Here is a 22,054-nt window from a genome sequence, read left to right on the forward strand (position 1 = left end):
GGGGCGTTCAGGCGGCGATCCATACGAAGCCGTCCTCGACCCGCGACGGATACGCGTTCACCGACTGCTCGGGCGCTTCGAGGCATTCGCCGGTCCGCAGGTCGAAATGCTGCTTGTACAGCGGCGACGCAACCACCACGCGCTCGCCGAGGCTGCCGATCAGCCCGCGCGACATCACCGCCGCCTGCGACACCGGGTCGACGTTGTCGATCGCGAACACGCCGCCTGCTTCGGCATGCGCGACGTGAAAAACCGCGACCTGCTCGCCGTTGACGAGCGCGCACACGCCGGTGTTCGGCACGATGTCGTCGAGCGGGCACACGCGGGTCCAGGACAGGGGATGACGATCGTTCATGATGGGCTCCTTGGAAAAGACGCTGGTGTCGGTCGAAGTCACACGGTGGCGGGTTCGGCGACGACGGGAATCGCAACGGGCCTGCCGCCCGCGCGCTCGGCCGGCGTGGCAGGCCGGATCTGGCCGCGCGTCTCGACGAATGCGATGGTCGTGTCCGGCGCGTCGCTGTTCACGAAGTGGCGGAAGCGCTTGCGCGTGTCCGGGTCTGTGACGGCCTTCTTCCATTCGCATTCGTAGGTGTCGACCACGTGCTGCATGTCGGCCTCGAGTTCGGCCGCGATCCCGAGCTTGTCGTGCACGACGACGTCGGTCAGGTAGTCGAGCCCGCCTTCGAGGTTGTCGCGCCACACGCTGGTGCGCTGCAGCCGGTCGGCGGTGCGCACGTAGAACATCAGGAAGCGGTCGATGTAGCGGATCAGCGTGGCGCGGTCGAGGTCGGACGCGAGCAGTTCCGCGTGGCGCGGCTTCATCCCGCCGTTGCCGCACACGTACAGGTTCCAGCCCTTCTCGGTCGCGATGATCCCGACGTCCTTGCCTTGCGCTTCCGCGCACTCGCGCGTGCAGCCCGATACGCCGAACTTGATCTTGTGCGGCGCGCGCAGGCCCTTGTAGCGGTTCTCGAGGTCGATCGCGAGGCCGACCGAATCGTCGACGCCGTAGCGGCACCACGTCGAGCCGACGCACGACTTCACGGTACGAAGCGCCTTGCCGTACGCATGCCCCGATTCGAAGCCGGCCGCGATCAGTTCCTCCCAGATCGACGGCAGCTGCTCGACGCGCGCGCCGAACAGGTCGACGCGCTGGCCGCCGGTGATCTTCGTATAGAGCCCGTACTTCTTCGCGACCTGGCCCACCGCGATCAGCCCTTCCGGCGTCACCTCGCCGCCCGGCATGCGCGGCACGACCGAGTACGTGCCGTCGCGCTGGATGTTCGCGAGGTAGTAGTCGTTCGAATCCTGCAGCCCCGCATGCTCCTTCTTCAGCACGAACTCGTTGAAGCACGACGCGAGGATGCCCGCCACCGCCGGCTTGCACACGTCGCAGCCGAGCCCGTGGCCGTGCTTCGCGAGCAGTGCGTCGAAGGTCGTGATGCGCTCGACGCGGATCAGGTGGAACAGCTCCTGGCGCGAATACGGGAAGTGCTCGCACAGATGGTTGTTGACCGCGAGGCCCTGCTTCTTCATCTCGGCCTTCATGATCTGCGTGACGAGCGGCACGCAGCCGCCGCACGACGTGCCCGCGCCCGTGCACGACTTCAGTGCGCCCAGGCTCGTCGCGCCGTCGGCCACCGCCGCGCAGATCTGCGACTTCGACACGTTGTTGCACGAGCAGATCTGCGCGCCGTCCGGCAATGCGTCGACGCCGATCGCGGGCTTCGCCGCGCCGTCCGACGACGGCAGGATCAGGAATTCCGGCGACTCGGGCAGCTCGATGCGGTTCAGCATCATCTGCAGCAGCGTGCCGTATTCGGTCGCGTCGCCAACCATCACCGCGCCGTGCAGGAACTTGCCGCAGTCCGATACCACCAGCTTCTTGTAGACCTGGCGGCGCTCGTCCGCGTACTGGTAGGTGCGGCTGCCGGCCGTCGCGCCGTGCGCGTCGCCGATGCTCGCGACGTCGACGCCCATCAGCTTCAGCTTGGTGCTCATGTCGGCGCCGGCGAATGCGGCGTCGGCCGCTTCTTCCGGGGCACCGCCGAGCTGCTTCGCGACCACGCGCGCCATGTCGTAGCCCGGTGCGACGAGCCCGTACACCATCCCGTTCCAGGCCGCGCATTCGCCGATCGCGTAGATGTCGGCGTCGCTCGTGCGGCACGCGTCGTCGATCGCGACGCCGCCGCGCGGGCCGATTTCGAGGCCGCACGCACGCGCCAGTTCGTCGCGTGCGCGGATGCCGGCCGAGAACACGATCATGTCGGCATCGAGATGCGAACCGTCGGCGAACGCCATCCGGTGCGTGCCTTCTTCGCCGTCGACGATTTCGAGCGTGTTCTTGCCCGTATGCACGGTCACGCCGAGCGCCTCGATCTTCGCGCGCAGCATCCGGCCGCCGCCGTCGTCGACCTGCACCGCCATCAGCCGCGGCGCGAATTCGACGACGTGCGTGTCGAGCCCCATGTCGCGCAGCGCCTTCGCGCATTCGAGGCCGAGCAGCCCGCCGCCGATCACCACGCCACGCTTCGCGTGCGTGCCGCACGCCTGCATCGCTTCGAGATCCTCGATCGTCCGGTACACGAAGCAGCCCGCGCGATCGCGCCCCGGCACCGGCGGCACGAACGGACGCGAGCCCGTCGCGAGCACCAGCTTGTCGTACGCGAGCGTTTCGCCGGACGCGAGCGTGACCGTGTGCGCGGCACGGTCGATCGATGCGACCCGGGCGTTCAGCCGCAGGTCGAACTGCGGATGACGCTCGAAGAAGCCGGGTTCGACGAGCGACAGGTCGTCGGCCGACTTGCCCGCGAAGAATTCCGACAGGTGCACGCGGTCGTACGCCGGACGCGGTTCCTCGCCGAGCACCGTGACCTGCAGCGCGCCCGCCGCGCCGGCTTGCGCGGCGACGCATTCGAGGAGCTTGTGGCCGACCATCCCGTGGCCGATGACGATGAGTTTCATGATGACGTTTCCTTCGGTCGATCAGTTCGCGGCGCCGGCGGCGGCGAGCGCGCGGTCACGCAGCTCGGCCTCGCGTGCCTTGTGTTCCTCGCTGAAGCGCACGGCCATCGCGCACAGCGCGGTCGCGGTGACGGCGAGCCCGAGCAGGCTCAGCGTGTGCTGCACGTCGCCGACGCCCTTCAGCAGGAACGCCGCGGCCACCGCGCCGACGTTGCCGCCCGCGCCGACGATCCCCGCGACGCCGCCGAGCGCCTTGCGGTCGATGAACGGCACCAGCGCATAGGTCGCGCCGCAAGCCATGTGCGTGAAGAGGCCGAAGGTCAGCATCGCGACGAGCGCCATGCCGATGCCCTGCGCATGCGAGAACCAGACCAGCCCGAGCCCTTCGCCGACGATCAGCGCGCACAGCAGCGTCGCGCGCACGTCGAGGCTGCGGCGCGCGGCGATCTTGTCGGACAGCCAGCCGCCGAGCGCGCGGGCGAACAGCGCGAGCAGCCCGAACATCCCGACCGCGAAGCCCGCGTCCTTCAGCGACAGCTTGAAGTGATCGACGTAGTACAGCGCGGCGATGTTGTGGATGAACACCTCGACGCCGAAGCACGCGCCGTACGTGACGAACAGCATCCACACACGATAGTTGCCGCACGCGGCGAAGAAGCTCGCCCAGCCGCCCTTCTTGCCGCTGTCGACCGTCACGCCCTGCTTGCGCAGCGCGACGAAGTCGCCTTGCGGGCAGTCTTGCGTGAAGCGCCAGTACGCCCAGGCCATCGCGAGCATCGCGACGCCCGGCACGACGAGCGCGATGCGCCACGACGCGTCGTCGCCGAAGCCGAGCATCAGGCCGGCCGCTACGAGCAGCGGCATCATCGCCTGCGTCGCGCCCGCGCCCGCGTTGCCCCAGCCGGCGGTGGTCGCGTTCGCGGTGCCGACCACGTTCGGCGCGAACATCACCGACGTGTGGTACTGCGTGATCACGAAGCCCGCGCCGATCGCGCCGATGCCGAGCCGGCAGATCAGGAACGTCACATAGTCGTGCGAGAACGACACCGCGAACACCGGAATCGCGCCGAGCGCGAGCAGCCCGACATACACGCGGCGCGGGCCGAAGCGGTCGCACATCGGGCCGACCAGCAGCCGCACGGCGATCGTCGCGGCCACCGCGGCGATGTTGATGTTCGCGACCTGTGCCGCGGTGAGATGGAACTCGCGTGCAATCAGCGGCATCAGCGGCGCGCATGCGAACCACGCGAAGAAGCATACGAAGAACGCCATCCACGTCATGTGGAACGCGCGCATCGGCGCGGTGCGGAAGCTGAAGAGATCGATACGGGTAGCTTTGTCGGTCATGTCATCCGCCAAACGAAAAACGGCGTCCTGCACACCCGGTCTCGTCGAGACCCGATGTGTAGGACGCCGTTGCCCATGAAGCCCGTTTCCGGGCGCGTCGGTAATCGGTACTGCGGACGAATCGCCATTGACCCGCCCGAGCCAGCTTACGCAAACGCCGTGCCATATCGGCCCGAATCGCACCTGCAGCCCCGCCGCACAAGGCTCGCCGGCCGTTGCACGCGTCGCTGCACGACGCCGCGCATGATGCGTCGGGATGCAGCGAGGCACAGATACGGTGCGCTGCAGCACTGTCGCCGTGCGACATCGCGGTGCGCGTGGACGGGGCCGCGATGCACGCCGATGCGGCATCGCGTGCGCCGCGGCCCCGCGGCCGCATGCGGGCCGGCGTCCGTCGTGGCGGTCGCGCCGTGTGTATCGCCGCACTTATTGCCGCATTTGTCGCCACGTCTGTTGCCGCGCTCGCCGCCCGGTTCGAGCAGGTTGGCCCGGATATTGCTGATTCCGGACCACACCGGCAACGGCGCCGGTGGGCAGTCCCCGCAAGTCGGGCCCGCCGTTGCAGGCGGGCGCAACAGATCAGGACAACGACGTCCCCCCGTGCCCGGCACGGCCGGATGTCGCGATCGCGTCGACCGCCCGCCGCCGCCGCAAGCAACAATGCGTTATCGATCGCCGCACGCACGCGGCACTGGAACACGACATGACGACTGGAAAAGTCACGCTGCTGGGCGCCGGGCCCGGCGATCCCGATCTCCTCACACTGAAGGCCGTGAAGGCGCTGGCGGCCGCCGACGTGCTGCTGCTCGACGATCTCGTCGCGCCCGGCATCGTCGAACTCGCGCCGCACGCGCGCGTGATCCGCGTCGGCAAGCGCGGCGGCTGCCGCTCCACGCCGCAGGCGTTCATCGAGAAACTGATGCGCCGCTGCGCGCTGCGCGGCGCGCACGTCGTGCGCGTCAAGGGCGGCGACGCGCTGCTGTTCGGCCGCGCCGGCGAGGAACTCGCGACGCTGCGCGCCGCCGCGATTCCCGTCGACATCGTCAACGGCATCTCGTCGGGCTTCGCGGCCGCCGCGAGCCTCGGCATCTCGCTCACGCACCGCGAGCACTGCCAGGGCGTCACGTTCGTCACCGCACACCGCCAGGACCACGGCGAACCCGACTGGGCGGCGCTCGCGGCGACCGGCACCACGCTCGCGATCTACATGGGCATGAGCCGCGTCGACAGCATCGCGGCGGGCCTGCTCGCCGCCTTGCCCGCGTCGACGCCGGCCGCCGCCGTGCAGTGGGCCGGCACGCCGCACGAGCGCCGCTGGGCAGGCACGCTCGGCGGCCTCGCGCGCGGCGTCGCGGCGGCCGGGCTCGGCAGCCCGGCCGTGATGCTGGTCGGCGCGGCGATCGGCGAAACCGCCGTGCGGTGCACCGATGTCGCCGGCGAGGCGCTCCTGTCGCGGGCGGCGTAGCATGGGTCACGTCACGCGGCACCGTCCGCACGCCCGTTCCGCTCACCGCGGCCGCGTTCACGCCGGCTGCCGGGGATGCATGCGCGAGGTTCCGCGCACATCGACTTCCGCCCGCACCCCGCAACCCCCGTTCAACCCTTGCACCGAAGCCGGTCCGTCCCCGTTCGCGTCATGAGTTCGTCCGTCCCGCCCGCACGCCTGCGCGTGCTGCTCGTCACCGACACCGACAAGCCGATCGGCGAACTCGGCGACGCGCTCGCGCGCCTCGGCTACGAGATGCTCAACGACGTCGCGACGCCCGCGCGCCTGCCCGCGGCCGTCGAGGAGCAGCGCCCCGACGTCGTGATCATCGATACCGATTCGCCGTCGCGCGACACGCTCGAGCAACTGGCCGTGATGCACGCGACCGCGCCGCGCCCCGTGCTGATGTTCAGCCACGATGCCGACCAGGCGCTGATTCACGCGGCGGTCGGCGCCGGCGTCAGCGCGTATCTCGTCGAAGGGCTGTCGGCCGAGCGCCTCGCGCCGATCCTCGAAGTCGCGCTTGCGCGCTTCTCGCACGACGATGCGCTGCGCCGCCGGCTCGCCGACGTCGAGCGCGAGCTCGCCGAACGCAAGCTGATCGATCGCGCGAAGCGCCTGCTGATGGATCAGCGCAGGCTGTCCGAGCACGATGCGTATGCGTTGCTGCGCAAGCGCGCGATGGACCAGGGCCTGCGCATCGTCGACGTCGCGCGGCAACTGCTCGATGCGTCCCAACCGTCATGAATGCCATGAACCCTTCGCCTCCCGCCGCGCCGGAACGCGCGCATCTTCGTCTCGGGTTCGTCGCGCTGAGCGACGCGGCCCCGCTGATCGTCGCGCAGCAGCTGAATCTCGGCGCGCGCCACGGCCTGACGCTGGAACTGAGCCGCCAGCCGTCCTGGGCCGCCGTGCGCGACAAGCTGCTGAGCGGCGAACTCGACGCCGCGCACGCGCTGTACGGGCTCGTGTGCGGGCTGCAGCTCGGCATCGGCGGCCCGCAGGCCGACATGGCCGCGCTGATGGTGCTGAACCGCAACGGCCAGGCGATCACGTTCGCCCGCGGCCTCGCCGACGCCTACCGCGCCAGCGGCGACGTCCGCGCGGCGCTCGCGACGCTCGGACGCAAGCCGCTGCTCGCGCAGACCTTCCCGACCGGCACGCATGCGATGTGGCTGAACCACTGGCTCGCGTCGCACGGCATCGATCCGTTGCGCGACGTGCGCAGCGTCGTGATTCCGCCGCCCGAGATGGTCGCGGCGCTCGCGAGCGGCGAACTCGACGGCTTCTGCGCGGGCGAGCCGTGGCACGCGGTGGCCGAAGCGTGCGGCGCGGGCCGGACCGTCGCCGTCACCAGCGAGATCTGGCCCGATCATCCGGAGAAGGTGCTCGCGGCCCGGCGCGATTTCGTCGCGCTGTATCCGGCCACCGCGCGCGCGCTGATCCGCACGCTCGTCGATGCGTGCGCGTGGCTCGACAGCGCCGCGCACCGTCGCGACGCGGCCGGCTGGCTCGCGTCGCCCGATGCGCTCGGCGTACCGGCCCGGCTGATCGCGCCGCGCCTGCTCGGCGACTACGGCCCGGGGCCGTTCGCGCAGCCGCCGCTGCCGATCCGCTTCCACGACGGCGGCGCCGTGAACCGGCCGGATCCCCAGGAAGGCCGGTGGTTCCTGTTGCAATACCGCCGCTGGGGCATGCTCGACGGCACGCACGACGACGCGGCCATCGCCGCGGCGATCGCGCAGACGGCGTTGTATGATGCTGCGGTCGCCGAAGGCGGTGCGGCGGACAGGTGATCCCGGCACGGATGCCGGGGCCGCCGCGCAGCACCATGCCGCGCCCCGCGGAATGCCTGACCCGATGCGCCGGTCCGCTCCGGCTCGCCGCGCCGCCAGTCCGTCCCCGTTCAGAATCGATGCCGAAACGAACGCGCACACCGCTCGACGTGCTGCTCACCGAAATCCGCGCGTGCCGCGCCTGCGAAGCCGACCTGCCGCTCGGCCCGCGCCCCGTCGTGCGCGCCCATCGCGACGCCCGCATCCTGATCGTCGGGCAGGCGCCCGGCGCCCGCGTCCATGCGAGCGGCATCCCGTGGGACGATGCCAGCGGCAAGCGGCTGCGCGACTGGCTCGGTGTCGACGCCGACACGTTCTACGACGAGACCCGCTTCGCGATCGTGCCGATGGGATTCTGCTACCCAGGCCGCGGCGCGAGCGGCGACAACCCGCCGCGTCCTGAATGCGCGCCACTGTGGATCGACCGGCTGCTCGCCGAATTGCCGTCGATCCGGCTGACGCTGCTGATCGGCCAGTACGCGCAGCGGCATTTCCTGCGCGACACGCGCCAGGCGACGCTGACCGACACCGTGCACGCGTGGCGCGACTACGGCCCCGACGTGCTGCCGCTGCCGCATCCGTCGCCGCGCAACCAGGCGTGGTTCAAGCACCATCCGTGGTTCGATGCCGAGGTCGTGCCGGAACTGCGGCGGCGCGTCGCACCGCTGATCGCTGGCTGACCGAAACCGGGCGCGCCCCTGCTCCCTGTCGCGACGAACCGGAACGACATCGACTTTGTTCGGCCGCCTGATTGCGGTGTCGCCGGGCCGGATGGAGCGTGTCCCCGCCCGTCCGGCCTGCGCGGATCGGCCCGCGGATTCCGGCCGCGCCCGGTTCGCTGTACCATCGCGGCTCAACCGCGTCACCAACAGCAGAATCCTTCATGCCCTCCACCGCCCCGCCGCGCCTGTACGGGATGCCCGAACGCAGCGACCGGCTCGATTTCTACATCCGCGACCAGGCGTCGCGCCAGGCGATCACCGAGCCGCACCGGCACGCGTATTTCCAGATCCAGTTCAACCTCGGCGGCGACACCGAGCAGCGGATCGGCGGCGTCACGCGGCCGTTTCCGCGCGGCGCGCTCGCGTTCGTGCTGCCGCACCGAGAACACCTGATTCCGCATCCGGAAGGCGCGCACTTCATCGTCATCAACTTCAGCCAGGCGTTCCTGCGCGCCGATCTCGACGTCGATCCGCTCGATCTCGAGGATGTCCCCGCGCAGCGCTTTCCGGAGCTGACGCCGTTCCGCTTCCAGGAACATCTCGACTTCATCCTGACCGGCGACGCGTTCGACGAGGCGCGGCGCCTCGCGCTGTGCATGCTCGATGCCGACCGCGTGCGCACCTTCGGCTCGACCACGTTGCTGCGCGGCTACCTGCTGCAGCTGATCGGCCTCGTCTGCACGCAGTACGCGGGCGCGCTCGACAAGCTCGCGCAGCGTGGCGCCCAGCGCGCGGGCCGGCGCGACGCCCTCGCGCGCGTGCTGCGCCACGTGCGCGCGAACCTGACCCGCGAGGACCTGACGCTCGCGGCCACCGCCGAGGCCGCATTCCTGTCGCCGAACTACCTCGCGCACCTGGTGCGCAAGGAAACCGGCAGCACCTTCACCGATCTCGTGACCGAGCGCCGGATCGCGCTCGCGCAGTCGCTGCTCGCGCATACGAGCCGGCGCATCGCCGACATCGCGCGCTCGGTCGGCTTCCGCGACGAAGGGTATTTCGCGCGGCGCTTCCGCGCGCGGGTCGGCGTGTCGCCGAAGGCGTACCGGGATGCCAACGCCGCGCTGCCGGACGCCGACGCAGCGCCGACGGCCGGCGACGCGTAGATTTGTCCGGTTAAAGCGCAGTTGCGTCGCATCCCGGCGCGCATGCGTCGGGTATCGTTCCATGCATGCCGGCCCGCGGCGCATTGCGCGGGCAACGGCATCCGTCTATTCATCGAACGAGGTCATCCGATGTCCGCATACGTCATCGACGCTTCCGAGCGTCCTTCCGTCGAAGTCGAACAGTCGTCCGCGCGCTTTCCGGTGCGCCGCGTGTTCTGCGTCGGCCGCAACTACGCCGACCACGCACGCGAAATGGGCGCCGATCCCGACCGTGAGCCGCCGTTCTTCTTCACGAAGCCGGCCGACGCGATCGTCCCGGCCGCTGGCACCGTCCCGTATCCGCCGCTGACAAACGACCTCCATCATGAAATCGAGCTGGTCGTCGCGATCGGCAAGGACGGCCGGTCGATCGACCCGGCCGATGCGCTGTCGCACGTGTGGGGCTACGGCGTCGGCGTCGACCTCACGCGCCGCGACCTGCAGGCCGAAGCGAAGAAGCTGAGCCGGCCGTGGGACTGGGCGAAGGGCTTCGATGCGTCGGGCCCCGTGACCGCGCTGCGCGCTGCGACCGCGACCGGCCATCCGGCAAGCGGCCGGATCTGGCTCGCGGTCAATGGCGAAACGCGCCAGCAAGGCGATCTCGCCGACATGATCTGGGCCGTGCCGGACGTGATCTCGTACGTGTCGCGCTCGGTCGAGCTGAAGGCCGGCGACCTGATCTTCACCGGCACGCCGGCCGGCGTCGGCGCGCTGCAGCCGGGCGACCGCGTGACGGGTGGCGTCGACGGCGTCGCGACGTTCGAGTTCACGATGGGGGCGAAGCCGTAAGGCATCGTGCGGGCGCATGCGACGCGCAGTCGGTCGGACGGCTGTCGGGTCGGGTCGTATCGCTCCTTGTCGATCCGGGCAGCGATCGCATCGCGCCGGATCGGCATGCCGGTCCTGTCGCGTCGATCACGCGCGCCGTTCGCGGGCGTCGAAGATTCGTACGCACACCGCGGCCGCCAGCGCGATCGCCGTGGACTGGTCGCCATCGCACAGCCCAGCGACCCGAGCGTGAAGATGCCGAGGCGCGTCAGCATGATCGGTCGCCGCCCGGACCGGTCCGAGAGCGGCCCCATCACGAACTCGAGCGACACGGCGACCGCCGCGTAGCCGCCTAGCGACAGCGCGACGAGCGCATAGTCGGCGCGCAGGTCGCGCGCGATCGCCGGCAGCGACGGCAGGAACAGGCTCAACGGCAGCACCGAGAACGCGCACAGCAGGATCAGCGTTGCGTGTCGCGGTGCAGCCGGCTCGGAAGCGATCGGCAGGTTTGGATGCAAGCGGGTGCCCACCCCGCACGCGTCGCGTGGACGTGCGCAATGCAAAAGACGTTCTTCGTGGATTTCCGGGGAGGTCGGTTGTCGACCCTGAACGGCCCTTCGGATTTATCCAAAGCGGCCAATCGTTGTGACCTGCAGCGGGATTTTGTAGCCACGCTCGATGAGTATCTTGGCCTCGGCGCGACTGCGGAATCATGCCCGATTAAATTGCTTCTCCCGCAGCGTGCCGTTGGAACCCTCAACGGAATCGTTCTGCCAAGGGCGGCAAGAACGGACACAGCGTGTACGATCTGGTCTTCAAGAAAACCATCCAAGGAGAGAGGAATGAATCCGGAACAGGCCCGAGCCGAAGAAACCCAGGCGATGGAGCGCATGGTGGCCGCCACGCTGCGCGTGCAGAGTACGTTCGCCTCGATGCAGAAGCAATTTCCGCCGCAAGGCAGCGGCGAGCCCTCGCCGTTCGCGCTGCAAACCTTTGATGCCGCCCTGCAGGAACTTGAAGACGCACAGGCCGCGTTCGATGCGCTGCTGAACGATCTGATCGACGGTAACCGCTAAAGACCACGCCCTTATCTGCACCGATTGTCGACGATCTAAAAAGCTGTGTCGAACGGCCGTTTGTGGCCGAACACTGCCCAACTAGCCGTCAATTCATAAAGCAGTCGATCGAAGAACCTCCCCCGAAGATGCCACCGACCGCGGCCAAGTTCCGCGTTCGCAAAACCGGTCCCCCACCAGGACTCACGGGCGCAGCCCGAACACGCCGTGCCACAGAGCGCTGAAAAAATCCGTATGCGCGTGTTCGTCACTCCTTCGTGCGTCGCTCTTTGGTGCCTGCTCCGATGCCTCCTGTGTCGCCCTCTCGTCGCCTTGCGGCATCTGCTCATCACGCTGCCCGTCCCGCGATGCGCCCGGCTGGCGCGACGCATGCAGCTCGACCACACTGCCGGCAATGCGCTCGGCGAGTTGAACATCGCAATCACGGCCGAGCAGAACACCGAACACGACGTCGCGGTTGTGCCCTTGCTCGGCGAAGCGCATCGCCAATGCCACGAACCGCGCATATTCCGCTTCGCGCTCTGCCTTCAGGCGTTCCTCTTCTTCGCGAAGCCGTGCGTGACGGCGCATTTCCTCTGCGTAAACGGTGTCATAGACGCGGCGCAGCTTCGGGTCCGAGAGAATCGCGTATGCCTCCTTGATCTCCTGAAATCGCGCATGCGCGTCCGCTTCGCACCCGACATTGCGGTCAGGATGCGCTTTCATCGCTGCTTTTCGGTAGCCGCGCTTGATTTCCTCGTCGGTGGCGTTCTCGCACACACCGAGCAATTCATACATTGTCGTCATGGTGCGTCCGGATGAAAGTCGGATCGCGTTGATCGTAGCATGTCGCCGCGGCGCCCATCCGTCGGGTCGAGAATTCACCAGGTTCTGGACACCCTGAGTGCAGGTCAGGGGCGCCGCTTTCGAGCGGCTATCGAAACACGGCTGCCACCCAGGTTCGTCGTAGTCGACGAGCCAATCCGTTCAACCCTGCCTCTTCGTGAAGCGCTCCCGTTTTGTATCTCCATGCTGGAACAACGGTGCGTACTCGTGCAAATCTCGCGGCGAGATGTCGAAGGCTCGACGGAATGCACGAGTAAAGCTTGATGCATCATTGAAGCCCAACCCCGAGGCAACGTCCTGTACCTCCACATGGGGAAAGCGCACCAGTTCATCGGCCGCCATTCGCAGCCTGCGGTTGCGGATATAAGCGGCCAAGCCCCCTTCATGCTCGAATATTCGGTACACGCTGGCGCGTGAGAGATTAAGCGACGCCAACACGCTGTCGGGCGACAAATTCGGATCATGCAGATTTGCCTCGACGTGCCGCCGCACTTGCCCGTATACAGCAGCGCGGACCGCCGCGCGGGCATTGCCGGCAAGACCCGCCTGGCGGCAGAAGGCCGCAACGATCAACTCTACCGCCGTGAGCAAGGACCGATGCGCTTCGTCCTTGCTCAGTCCGACGATGGTTTTATTGAGCGCCACCAGATGCTCGATCAGCATGCGCGTCAGAGGATCGGTAGCGTGAATCCAGCGGCCATGCAGCGACGCCGCATCAGGGAATGACTTTTCCACCAGTGCGCGTGGCACAAACAGGAGAAGTATCCGGCTATGAAAACTCCGGACCGTGCACGGCTGATCCATGTCCAGGGCGAGGATACTTGGCACGTGCGGCACGTGCGGCGCGTCGGACCGTGGTTTGCCGCCCAGGAACTGCCCCGGCGATCCTTCAAGGTATATGCTGAACGACACATCCCGCACGCTCTCGGTCGAAACCCGACCCAACGATCGCACGGCCAGGTTCGGCCCCGTGCGAAAGTCGAAGATGCTCAGATTGTCGATCGTGTAACGGGACATCGATGCATCGAACGTATCCTCGGCTTGCTTCGACGAAGGCAATATGTCGTAGACGGGACTCATGCGCTCTTGCCAGGCCAGCAAGCTTCGACGGGCGTCGCCTTGAACGCTGAAACTGCTGTGCACGATGCCGGGCGCGAGCACCGGCCGCTCCGGCGGCAACAACAGGCGGCCTGGCGGTATCGCAGTGTGTAGTGGGTCGTCGTTCAATGCGGCGCTCTTCGCTGATTTTCGTCCGGCTTTGATCTGCCCAGCACTCCTGAACGCCATATCGATCCAATCGCTCGCCCGGAACGCGCTAGTGCAGCATGGGAAGCATACCAGTACGTGCTTTGCCGTAGCACACGGCGCGTCCCCTCCCGCTTATTCAGCATCACGCAATCGTTTGCGAATCGCGATTTCACCACCTGCGCGAAGGCGAGCCTGATCGCTCGTGCTTCCGGCAATTCGACCGGGCCCAGCGCATCCGATAGAAGTTCCGTTTTTTTGAGACGGAGTGTCAAGCCGACCCGACCGCCCTTTCTAGAATTCTCGGGGCCGCATGTCCGCGGGTGCTTGCCTGTTTCAGGCGGCCACAGGCTGTCGAATCCGGCCACGCGATAGTTGTCGAAGGCCGCCTGTAAGGCATGCGTCAACGGCTTCGAGTTGCAGAGCCCGAAGCGGGCCGCTGCCGGTCAACAACATCCTTGGGGAATCACCGATGGAATCGGAGCACTCCACCCTATCTCGCTCGCGGATGCCCACCGCAGGGGCGCCGACGCGAGTCGACATTGTGCTGTCCAACGGATTTGCACTGCACGACGTCGCGGCGATCATCGAGATTTTTCATAAAGCAAGTGCGCTGACCACAGCTCGTCCGTCCGGCGAGGCGCGCTATGACGTATCGCTGGTGTCCGCTGCTGGCGGCAGAATTGCCGCCTCTTCATCGGTCTTCGTCTGGACGGAAAGCATCGATTCGCGGCGGCGCGTGGAAGGCAAGCAGATCATGTTCGTCGCAGGCGGAGCGGCTGCTGATCCGGCCTGTCGCGACAAGCGGCTGATCGATTGGCTGCGCCGCCAGCATCCGCTATGCGAAACCGTTCATCCGATCGCAGACGGAAAGCTTCTCCTGGATGCGGCAGGTCTTCCGAGCGGATTTCGTGCCGCCAACGACACGCCCGACATGCAGGCCGCCAGATCGCCGGGCGGCGAGCCTGATGCCATTCGCATTGCGTTGCGCGTGGTCGAAGACGATTTGGGCGGCGAGCTCGCGCGGCAAGTGTCCGGGTCTCTGGCGATGCCGGCGCCTGCACCGTCGGATGCGTTCGTTGCGGCGAGCAACGCGCCACGTGTGAGCGAGCAGATCACGGCATCCGCGCGCTGGCTGGAGGCGAACGTCGACCGGCCCGTCTCGATCGATGCTGCGGCGCAAGTCGCGGCCATGAGCGCGCGCAACTTCCTGAGAAGGTTCAAGAGCGAGATCGGCATGACGCCATCCGACTACCTGCAGCGCGCGCGCTTGAACATGAGCTGCAGGATGCTGGTGGAATCGAGCTTGCCGGTCGACAAGGTCGCGCGTCGCTGTGGCATCAACAGTGGCGCCCAACTGGCGCGGCTGTTCCGGAAATACCTGTCGACAACGCCGACTGAATATCGCATGCGTAACGATGCGACCACCGGCATGGCGTGAGTGCAACGTACATCGGCCGATGAAGCGCGTCGCAACCTGTTCGCCGTTTTCGGTCAAGCCGTCGGATGCGCTGCGTCGTCCACATGACGAATCGACGGAGCGCCGCCGCTCTTCCCCGCGCCCCCGTCGACACCCTACCGCGCCCGCACCGACACGAACTTGCGTGCGTTCTCGCGCTGAATCAGCACGGCGATCACGCCGCCTTTCGCTTCGAGCGCCTGCACGTCGTCCGGCGTTTCGAGCAGCGTGTCGTTGAGTTCGAGCACGACGTCGCCGGGCCGGATGCCCGCGTTCGCGGCCGGCCCGTGCACCGCATCCACCATCATCCCGACCGCGAGCCCGGTCGAACGCCGTTCGGCGTCGCTCAGCGGATGCATCGTCAGCCCGAGCCGATCGCCGGAGTCTGCCGGCCGCGCGGCGGCCATCGCCACGCCGGCGGCACCGGCCGTGCCGACCGTGCCCGCACTGCCCGCACTGCTGCCCGTCGCGGCCGCGGTGTCGATCGCGTCGCCGGCCCCAGCTCCCGCTCCCGCTCCCGTGACCGTCAGCATCATCGGCGTGCGGTTGCGGATCAGCCGCAGCGGCGCCTTTCCGCCGGGCGGCAACGCGGCGGCCAGGTCGTTCAGCTCGGCCGACCGTCCGATCGGCTTGCCGCCGAACTTCACGATCACGTCACCGGGCTTCACGCCGGCCGCGGCGGCGGGCGAGCCGGCATCGACGCCGTTGACGAGCGCGCCCGCCGGACGCGGCAGGCCGAACGCCGCGGCCAGCCCGACGCCGACATCCTGCACGTCGACACCCAGCGCATTGCCGGACGACGCACGCTGCGCCTGAGCATTGGCCCGCATCTGCGCCTGCACCTGCGCACGCACCTTGATGGCGAGTGCGATCGGAATCGCGAACGTCGTGCTCGCATAACGGTCGGCATCCGTATAGACCTGCACCGCGATGCCGATCACGTCGCCCGCGCGATTGAACACGGGGCCGCCCGAGTTGTCGGGGTTCACCGCGATATCGGTCTGGAAGAACGGAAACGCGCTGCCGTCCGGCAGCGCATGCGACGTCGCGCTGACGATGCCGGCCGTGACCGTGTTGCCCGAGCCGTCCGGCGCGCCGATCGTCATCACCGGTTCGCCGGCACGCACCCGCGACGAATCGCCGATATGCACGACCGGCAGCTTTGTCGCGTCGATGTGCAGCACGGCGACGTCGCTCTGCGGATCGACGGTCACCACCGTCGCCTTCAACTCTCGACGATCGGCCAGTCGCACCGTCACATCGGTCGCGTCGGCGACGACATGCGCGGAAGTCAGGATCACCCCGTCGGCGCCGACGATGAAGCCCGAACCGATGCCCGCGATCGCGCGCGGCGACGTATCAGGCGCAGGCGCCTGCGCGCCTTGCGCGGGCGGCAGCGGCGCGCCGCGGCGGAAGAACGCGGCAAGCGGATCGTCGGGATCGAGGTACACGAAGGACGGTCCGCCGGCCTGCTGGTCGGTCGCCGCGGTCATGACGGTCACGATCGTCGGGCCGTAGCGATCGACGATCGCCGAGAAGTCGACCGGCATCGAGTAAGACCGTGCGGCGGGCCTGTTCTTCATCACCGGTGGCGTGGCGAGCGGCGCGATGGTCCCGGCAGCGGCCGGCGGCGCCGCCAAAACCAGGGCGAACACGCCCCCGATCAACGCGGTGCGAAGCACGGCGCGAGCAAGCGTCTGGCGAACCACGGTGCACCTCCCCCGGGCAGTCGCGACGCCGACCCGCGCGAGACGCGCGGACGCCCGACAAGCACCGGTACACCCCTCCATTTATAGTCCACGCCACCTCCGGAACATACGAATCGAAACCCGCATGCCGGGTGGTCGGGCAGCGGCGGAACCGCGACAGCGTTCGTTCCGGACAAAGTTCGCGGTTCGTCAATCGGAACATTCCCCCGACGCGGCGGCGAGGCGCGACGCAATGCGTCCCGCGCTACCAGGCCAGCGCCAGAAAATTGCGCACCACCGCCGACGGATCGTCGCGCCGCGACGCAATCGCGAGCCTCGCGCGCAGCCCGTTGCCCGCGACCTGCCGATACACGACGCCCGCGACCTGCACCTGCGTGATCGCCTTCGGCACGATCGACACGCCGAGCCCGGCCGCGACGAGCGTCACCGCCGAAGCGATTTGCGGCGCGGGCTGCGCCATGCGCGGCTGGAAGCCGGCGGCATTGCACGCGGCGACGATGTCGTCGAACAGCGCGCTGCCCGCTTCGCGCGGCACCTGCACGAACGCCTCGTCGGCCAGCTCCGCCAGATCGATCCGACGCCGCTGCGCGAGCCGATGCGCGACCGGCATCGCGACGAACATCGGCTCCTCGTCCCAGTCCGCTGCCTGCAGCGTGTCCGCGATGCGGCGTTCCGGACGAACGATCGCGACGTCGAGCCGCCCGGCCGCCAGCGCGTCGAGCAGCACGCCGGAGGTCGCCTCCTGCAACGTCAGATCCGTATCGGGAAACGCTTCGCGAAAGCGGCGAATCAGGTCCGCTACTTTCGAATTGAAGGCCGCCGTCCCGGTGAACCCGACCCGCAACTGCCCGATCTCCCCGCGCGCCGCCCGTCTTGCCGCCCGCGCCGCGCGCTCCGCGTCGGCGAGCACGCGCCGTGCCTCTTCCGCGAACACCTCTCCGGCCACGGTCAGTTCGGCGCCGCGTGCGGTCCGCTTGAACAACGCCACGCCGAGTTCGTTCTCGAGCGCCTTGATCTGCTGGCTGAGCGGCGGCTGACCCATGCCGAGCGTTTCCGCGGCCTTCGTGAAGTTGGATGTGGCCGCCACGGCCAGAAAGTATCGGAGATGCCGAAGTTCCATGCGTTGACGTGATCCCGGGGTAGATGGAGGCGGCGTTCGAGCCAGTCGAAAAACGTATCGCTACGGTTCATTTCATATATTGGACATATACATGAGCGTGCGCAAGAATTCGGGCATTCCCTGACCCATCGGGCACCTGTCATGTCCACTCCCGCAATGTCACCCGCCACGAATCGCGCCGCGAACGCCGCGCCGGATGCGCTGCCTATCGGCGTGTCGCCGCGCTCGGCAGCCTACAAGCGCATCGCGCTGGCGCTGTTCCTCGCCGGCTTTTCCACCTTCTCGCTGCTGTACTGCGTGCAGCCGCTGCTGCCCGCGTTCGCACGCGAGTTCAACATCGGCGCGGCGTCGAGCTCGCTGTCCCTGTCGCTGTCGACCGGGCTGCTGGCGGTCTCCATCCTGTGCGCCGGCGCGCTGTCCGAACGCGTCGGACGACGCGGGCTGATGTTCGCGTCGATGACGCTGGCCGCGCTGTTCAACCTGCTCGCCGCGATTTCGCCGAACTGGAACCTGCTGCTGCTCTGGCGCGCGCTCGAAGGGTTCGCGCTCGGCGGCGTTCCGGCGGTGGCGATGGCCTATCTCGCCGAGGAAATCGCCGCCGACGGGCTGGGCCTGGCGATGGGACTTTACGTCGGCGGCACCGCGTTCGGCGGCATGATCGGGCGGATCGGGATGAGCGCGCTCGAAGAGTATTTCTCGTGGCGCACCGCGATGCTGACGATCGGCGTGGTCGACCTCGTCGCGGCGGTCGCGTTCGTGATGCTGCTGCCGCAGTCGCGACGCTTCGTGAAGCGCACCGACCTGACGCTGCGTCACCATCTGCGGCTGTGGAACGCGCAGCTGCATCACGCGCGGCTGCCGTTCGTGTTCGCGATCGGCTTCCTCGTGATGGGCGCGTTCGTGACCGTCTACAACTACGCCGGATTCCGGCTGACGGCCGCACCGTTCAACCTGAGCGCGACCGCCTGCGGGCTGATCTTCGGCGCCTATCTGTTCGGGATGGTGTCTTCGTCGAGCGCCGGTGCGCTCGCCGATCGTCTCGGGCGCGCGCCCGTCCTCGTCAGCGGCATGCTCGTGTTCGCGGCCGGCCTCGCGCTGACGCTGTCGCATTCGCTCGTCGCGATCATCGTCGGGATCGTGCTGATCACGATCGGCTTCTTCGTCGCCCATGCGGTCGCGAGCGGCTGGGTCGGGCATCTCGGCGGTTCCGCGAAGGGGCACGCCGCGTCGCTCTACCTGCTGGCCTATTATCTCGGGTCGAGCGTGCTGGGCTCGGTCGGCGGCTCGTTCTGGCAACACGGGGCGTGGAGCGCCGTCGTCGCGTATGTCGCGGTGCTGCTCGTGCTCGGCCTGGCGGCGGCGCACCGGATCATGCGCGCGGAACGCGTGCGGTAAGCACCGGCTCGCCCGCTGCGCCTCCCGGTGATTGGCGGCGGATTTGCGGTGAATTCGCGGCGATGCGACTGCGCCTCACTCGCCCGCGACCCGATGCGCGATCGTCGACAGCGTCCGCAGCATCGGCGCGAACGCATCGGCCGACGTATTGCCGAACCCGAGCACGAGCCCGTTTGCCAGCGACGTCGCGTGGATCGAGAACCCCGACAGCGGGAACGGCCCGATCCCGTGCGCGCGCGCCGCTTCGACGATCGCGCGGTCGCGATAACGGGCCGGCAGCCGCAACGCCAGATGCAGCCCGCACGGCCCGCCCTCGACCTGATGCGGCACGGTGAACGCGTCGTCCAGCGCGGCGAGCAGCGAGCGCCGCCGGTCGCGATACAGCCGTCGCATCCGCCCGAGATGGCGCCCGTACTCCCCCGTCTCGATGAAATCGGCGAGCGCGAGCTGCACGTGGCGCGTGCCGCCGCGCAGCATCTCCGGCAACGCTGGCCGCACTGCGGCGAGCAGCGCGTCGGGCAACACGAGAAAGCCGATCCGCAAGGCCGGAAACATCGTCTTGCTGAACGAGCCGAGATAGACGACCGGCGAATCGGCCGCGAGCCCGTGCAACGCGCCGATCGGCTCGCCGGTATGCCGAAACTCGCTGTCGTAATCGTCCTCGATGATCCACGCGCGATGCCGGCGTGCGGCGTCGATGAGCGCGAGCCGGCGCGAGATCGACAGCACCGCGCCGGTCGGGAACTGGTTCGACGGCGTGGTGTAGACGAGCCGGGGCGTCCGTTCGCGCCAGTCCGTGTCGGCCGCGCGCAGCCCCTCCGCGTCGACCGGCATCGGCACGACGTCGAGATCGGCCGCCTGCATCGCGGTGCGCGCACCGCGATAGCCGGGCTCCTCGACCCAGACCGTGTCGCCGGGGTTCGTCAGCAACTGCGCGCACAGCGCGATCGCGCCCTGCGCGCCTTCGGTGATCACGATCTGCTCCGGATCGCAGCGCACGCCGCGCGTCACGGCCAGGTGGCGCGCGATCGACTCGCGCAGCGCGCGTTCGCCGAGCGGGTCGCCATACGCGAGCAGGTCGCGGCCGGCGCGGCGCAGCGCGCGGTCGATCGCATGCCGCCATGCATCCACCGGGAAATGCGACAGCGCGGGCACGCCCGGCCGGAAGCCTTCCGACTCGCCGGCGCCGATCAGGCTCGGGCGGATCCGGCCGAGCCGCTGCGCGACGGCCGGCGGTGCGACCCGCCGGCGCGGCGTGGCCGGCCGCGACAGGCCGACCACGCGCGTTCCGCGGCGATCGGATTGCAGGAAGCCTTCGGCGACGAGTTGCTCGTAGACGGCCGCCGTCGTGTTGCGCGACACGCCGAGCGTCTCGGCCAGCGCGCGCGTGCCGGGCAGCCGCGTTCCGGCCGGCATCGCACCGCCGAGAATCGCGTCGCGCACGCGGCGCAGCAGTTGCCGCTGCAACGAAGGCGCGCCGGCCGTGCGCGCGAGCGGCGCGTCGAGCGGCAACAGCGGTGCGTCGCCGGAAGGAAAGGCAGTCGTCATCGGGATATCGCGGCGTGGAAGTCTCGGTGCATGGCGCGCCGATCGCGGCGCCGGCATGGCACCGGCGCGGCGCGTTCGTGGCACCTTCGTGGCACCATAAATTTGCTGTCGTCTGGCGCTTCTCATGGTACCTCGCCGGGACTACGATCGTCTGCATGCCGGCATGTCGCCGGCCGCCAACCGAAGCGAGATCGACCTTGTCCACGCTCACCAACGACTTCCAGCAGCCCATCGGCCACCCCGTTCCCGACTGGTCCGCGCGCCCTCGCCCGGAACGCATCGTGCTCGAGGGCCGCTACTGCCGCCTCGAACCGCTCGACGCCGACCGCCATGCCGCCGACCTGTACGCCGCGTACGCGCAGGCGCCGGACGGCAGCGACTGGACCTATCTCGCGCACGGGCCGTACGCCGACGAGTCGAGCTACCGCGACTACGCGCGCGGCGCGGCGGCCAGCGCCGATCCGCTGCACTACACGGTGATCGACCGCGCGACGAACCGCGCCGTCGGCACGCTCGCGCTGATGCGCATCGACCCGGCCAACGGCGTGATCGAGGTCGGTTCCGTCACCTTCTCGCCGCTACTGAAGCGCACGCCGATTTCGACCGAAGCGCAGTACCTGCTGATGAAGTACGCGTTCGACACGCTCGGCTACCGGCGCTACGAATGGAAGTGCGACGACCTCAACGAACCGTCGCGCAAGGCGGCCGCGCGGCTCGGCTTCCGTTACGAAGGCACGTTCCGGCAGGCGATCATCTACAAGGGCCGCAACCGCGACACGGCATGGTTCTCGATCGTTGACGGCGAATGGCCGGACGTGCGCGCCGCGTTCGAAGCCTGGCTCGCGCCGGAGAACTTCGACGCCAGCGGTACGCAGCGCGAGACGCTCGTCGCGATCCGCCACGCGCGGGCGCGTGCGCGCGACGCGGCCGGCCGCGCGAACGACGCGACGCGCGTCACGGTCCGGCCGCTCGTGGCCTCCGACGAAGCCGCGTGGCGCCCGCTGTGGCAGGGCTACCAGACTTTCTACGAGACCGCGCTGAGCGACGCCGTGTTCGCGACGACATGGGCGCGCCTGATGGATCCCGCCGAACCGATGTTCGCGCTCGGCGCCTTCGACGCGTCGGGTACGCTGGTCGGCATCGTGCACGCGATCTATCACCGCTCGTGCTGGACCGAAGGGCCGTACTGCTATCTGCAGGACCTGTTCACGGCGGCGGACGCCCGCGGGCAAGGCGCGGGCGGCGCACTGATCGAAGCCGTGTACGAGCGGGCCCGCGAAGCCGGCGCAAGCCGCGTGTACTGGCTCACGCACGAAACCAACACGACCGCCCGCGCGCTGTACGACAAGCTCGCGAACAACGCGGGGTTCATCCAGTACCGGAAGGATCTCAAGTAACGCGAGAGTGCAA

The 22,054-nt window shown here is 68.6% G+C and carries 18 protein-coding genes and 1 pseudogene; 10 read left to right on the forward strand and 9 right to left on the reverse strand.

Features of this window, described 5'->3' with window-relative positions; all coding sequences use genetic code 11:
- Positions 1–7: 7 nt before the first annotated feature.
- From nirD to DIE04_RS15655, 3 genes are read right to left on the reverse strand one after another with little or no spacing between them, the layout of a single operon-like run.
- Positions 8–355 (reverse strand): nitrite reductase small subunit NirD, encoded by a 348-nt coding sequence (nirD, locus tag DIE04_RS15645; protein WP_124484642.1) that lies wholly within the window; start codon positions 353–355, stop codon positions 8–10.
- A gap of 38 nt (positions 356–393) precedes the next feature.
- Positions 394–2,967: a nitrite reductase large subunit NirB gene (gene nirB / locus DIE04_RS15650; RefSeq protein WP_124522040.1), complete on the reverse strand. Its 2,574-nt coding sequence runs from the start codon at positions 2,965–2,967 to the stop codon at positions 394–396.
- 21 nt (positions 2,968–2,988) lie between these two features.
- Positions 2,989–4,314 (reverse strand): MFS transporter, encoded by a 1,326-nt coding sequence (locus tag DIE04_RS15655; protein ID WP_124522042.1) that lies wholly within the window; start codon positions 4,312–4,314, stop codon positions 2,989–2,991.
- 703 nt (positions 4,315–5,017) lie between these two features.
- On the opposite strand from DIE04_RS15655, the gene cobA reads away from it, so the two are divergent.
- The 6 genes from cobA to DIE04_RS15690 all read left to right on the forward strand — a co-directional run bounded on the left by cobA (position 5,018) and on the right by DIE04_RS15690 (position 10,288).
- Positions 5,018–5,779, forward strand: coding sequence for a uroporphyrinogen-III C-methyltransferase (gene cobA, locus DIE04_RS15665; RefSeq protein WP_124522044.1), 762 nt, complete (start codon positions 5,018–5,020; stop codon positions 5,777–5,779).
- A gap of 171 nt (positions 5,780–5,950) precedes the next feature.
- Positions 5,951–6,547, forward strand: coding sequence for an ANTAR domain-containing response regulator (locus DIE04_RS15670; protein WP_124522046.1), 597 nt, complete (start codon positions 5,951–5,953; stop codon positions 6,545–6,547).
- Positions 6,548–6,552: 5 nt separating this feature from the next.
- Positions 6,553–7,596: a CmpA/NrtA family ABC transporter substrate-binding protein gene (locus tag DIE04_RS15675; protein ID WP_124522048.1), complete on the forward strand. Its 1,044-nt coding sequence runs from the start codon at positions 6,553–6,555 to the stop codon at positions 7,594–7,596.
- A gap of 119 nt (positions 7,597–7,715) precedes the next feature.
- On the forward strand, positions 7,716–8,315 hold the full coding sequence (locus tag DIE04_RS15680; RefSeq protein WP_124484636.1) for a uracil-DNA glycosylase family protein: 600 nt from the start codon (positions 7,716–7,718) through the stop codon (positions 8,313–8,315).
- Positions 8,316–8,518: 203 nt separating this feature from the next.
- Entirely contained in the window at positions 8,519–9,460 is a 942-nt protein-coding gene (locus tag DIE04_RS15685) for a helix-turn-helix transcriptional regulator (protein WP_044843331.1), read from the forward strand.
- A gap of 129 nt (positions 9,461–9,589) precedes the next feature.
- Positions 9,590–10,288 carry a fumarylacetoacetate hydrolase family protein gene (locus DIE04_RS15690; RefSeq protein ID WP_124522050.1) on the forward strand — a complete coding sequence of 233 codons (699 nt, stop codon included), beginning with the start codon at positions 9,590–9,592 and terminating at the stop codon, positions 10,286–10,288.
- A gap of 188 nt (positions 10,289–10,476) precedes the next feature.
- Here DIE04_RS15690 and DIE04_RS15695 read toward each other — a convergent pair.
- Positions 10,477–10,785 (reverse strand): annotated as a pseudogene (locus DIE04_RS15695) (MFS transporter); the annotation flags it as partial.
- A gap of 324 nt (positions 10,786–11,109) precedes the next feature.
- On the opposite strand from DIE04_RS15695, the gene DIE04_RS15700 reads away from it, so the two are divergent.
- On the forward strand, positions 11,110–11,343 hold the full coding sequence (locus DIE04_RS15700; protein WP_011549124.1) for a hypothetical protein: 234 nt from the start codon (positions 11,110–11,112) through the stop codon (positions 11,341–11,343).
- Positions 11,344–11,526: 183 nt separating this feature from the next.
- Here the strand turns inward: DIE04_RS15700 and DIE04_RS15705 are convergent, their stop codons facing one another.
- Positions 11,527–12,129, reverse strand: coding sequence for a J domain-containing protein (locus DIE04_RS15705; RefSeq protein ID WP_124522052.1), 603 nt, complete (start codon positions 12,127–12,129; stop codon positions 11,527–11,529).
- 180 nt (positions 12,130–12,309) lie between these two features.
- On the reverse strand, positions 12,310–13,395 hold the full coding sequence (locus DIE04_RS15710; RefSeq protein WP_260426907.1) for a helix-turn-helix domain-containing protein: 1,086 nt from the start codon (positions 13,393–13,395) through the stop codon (positions 12,310–12,312).
- Between the two features lie 490 nt (positions 13,396–13,885).
- On the opposite strand from DIE04_RS15710, the gene DIE04_RS15715 reads away from it, so the two are divergent.
- On the forward strand, positions 13,886–14,854 hold the full coding sequence (locus tag DIE04_RS15715; RefSeq protein WP_124522056.1) for a helix-turn-helix domain-containing protein: 969 nt from the start codon (positions 13,886–13,888) through the stop codon (positions 14,852–14,854).
- A 134-nt stretch (positions 14,855–14,988) separates the two neighbouring features.
- On the opposite strand, the gene DIE04_RS15720 is transcribed toward DIE04_RS15715, so the two are convergent.
- Both DIE04_RS15720 and DIE04_RS15725 read right to left on the reverse strand, forming a co-directional pair.
- Positions 14,989–16,581: a trypsin-like peptidase domain-containing protein gene (locus DIE04_RS15720; RefSeq protein WP_185500364.1), complete on the reverse strand. Its 1,593-nt coding sequence runs from the start codon at positions 16,579–16,581 to the stop codon at positions 14,989–14,991.
- A gap of 244 nt (positions 16,582–16,825) precedes the next feature.
- Complete coding sequence (locus DIE04_RS15725) at positions 16,826–17,701, reverse strand: LysR family transcriptional regulator (protein WP_124522060.1); 876 nt, start codon at positions 17,699–17,701, stop codon at positions 16,826–16,828.
- A gap of 141 nt (positions 17,702–17,842) precedes the next feature.
- On the opposite strand from DIE04_RS15725, the gene DIE04_RS15730 reads away from it, so the two are divergent.
- Positions 17,843–19,096 (forward strand): MFS transporter, encoded by a 1,254-nt coding sequence (locus DIE04_RS15730; protein ID WP_124522062.1) that lies wholly within the window; start codon positions 17,843–17,845, stop codon positions 19,094–19,096.
- A gap of 75 nt (positions 19,097–19,171) precedes the next feature.
- Here DIE04_RS15730 and DIE04_RS15735 read toward each other — a convergent pair whose 3' ends face one another.
- A complete protein-coding gene (locus DIE04_RS15735) occupies positions 19,172–20,644 on the reverse strand; it encodes a PLP-dependent aminotransferase family protein (RefSeq protein WP_124522064.1) in 1,473 nt (490 codons plus the stop codon).
- A 197-nt stretch (positions 20,645–20,841) separates the two neighbouring features.
- Here DIE04_RS15735 and DIE04_RS15740 point away from each other — a divergent pair, with 197 nt between their 5' ends.
- Positions 20,842–22,041: a GNAT family N-acetyltransferase gene (locus DIE04_RS15740; RefSeq protein ID WP_124522066.1), complete on the forward strand. Its 1,200-nt coding sequence runs from the start codon at positions 20,842–20,844 to the stop codon at positions 22,039–22,041.
- Positions 22,042–22,054: the final 13 nt, after the last annotated feature.

This window comes from Burkholderia sp. Bp8994, from assembly GCF_003853805.1.
In the GTDB taxonomy this organism is placed as follows: Bacteria; Pseudomonadota; Gammaproteobacteria; order Burkholderiales; family Burkholderiaceae; genus Burkholderia.

Excerpts from the sequence above, each read along its gene's own strand:
- nirD (WP_124484642.1), bottom strand. The coding sequence starts at position 355 with ATGAACGATCGTCATCCCCTGTCCTGGACCCGCGTGTGCCCGCTCGAC.
- nirB (WP_124522040.1), bottom strand. The coding sequence starts at position 2,967 with ATGAAACTCATCGTCATCGGCCACGGGATGGTCGGCCACAAGCTCCTC.
- DIE04_RS15655 (WP_124522042.1), bottom strand. The coding sequence starts at position 4,314 with ATGACCGACAAAGCTACCCGTATCGATCTCTTCAGCTTCCGCACCGCG.
- cobA (WP_124522044.1), top strand. The coding sequence starts at position 5,018 with ATGACGACTGGAAAAGTCACGCTGCTGGGCGCCGGGCCCGGCGATCCC.
- DIE04_RS15670 (WP_124522046.1), top strand. The coding sequence starts at position 5,951 with ATGAGTTCGTCCGTCCCGCCCGCACGCCTGCGCGTGCTGCTCGTCACC.
- DIE04_RS15675 (WP_124522048.1), top strand. The coding sequence starts at position 6,553 with ATGAACCCTTCGCCTCCCGCCGCGCCGGAACGCGCGCATCTTCGTCTC.
- DIE04_RS15680 (WP_124484636.1), top strand. The coding sequence starts at position 7,716 with ATGCCGAAACGAACGCGCACACCGCTCGACGTGCTGCTCACCGAAATC.
- DIE04_RS15685 (WP_044843331.1), top strand. The coding sequence starts at position 8,519 with ATGCCCTCCACCGCCCCGCCGCGCCTGTACGGGATGCCCGAACGCAGC.
- DIE04_RS15690 (WP_124522050.1), top strand. The coding sequence starts at position 9,590 with ATGTCCGCATACGTCATCGACGCTTCCGAGCGTCCTTCCGTCGAAGTC.
- DIE04_RS15700 (WP_011549124.1), top strand. The coding sequence starts at position 11,110 with ATGAATCCGGAACAGGCCCGAGCCGAAGAAACCCAGGCGATGGAGCGC.
- DIE04_RS15705 (WP_124522052.1), bottom strand. The coding sequence starts at position 12,129 with ATGACGACAATGTATGAATTGCTCGGTGTGTGCGAGAACGCCACCGAC.
- DIE04_RS15715 (WP_124522056.1), top strand. The coding sequence starts at position 13,886 with ATGGAATCGGAGCACTCCACCCTATCTCGCTCGCGGATGCCCACCGCA.
- DIE04_RS15725 (WP_124522060.1), bottom strand. The coding sequence starts at position 17,701 with ATGGAACTTCGGCATCTCCGATACTTTCTGGCCGTGGCGGCCACATCC.
- DIE04_RS15730 (WP_124522062.1), top strand. The coding sequence starts at position 17,843 with ATGTCCACTCCCGCAATGTCACCCGCCACGAATCGCGCCGCGAACGCC.
- DIE04_RS15735 (WP_124522064.1), bottom strand. The coding sequence starts at position 20,644 with ATGACGACTGCCTTTCCTTCCGGCGACGCACCGCTGTTGCCGCTCGAC.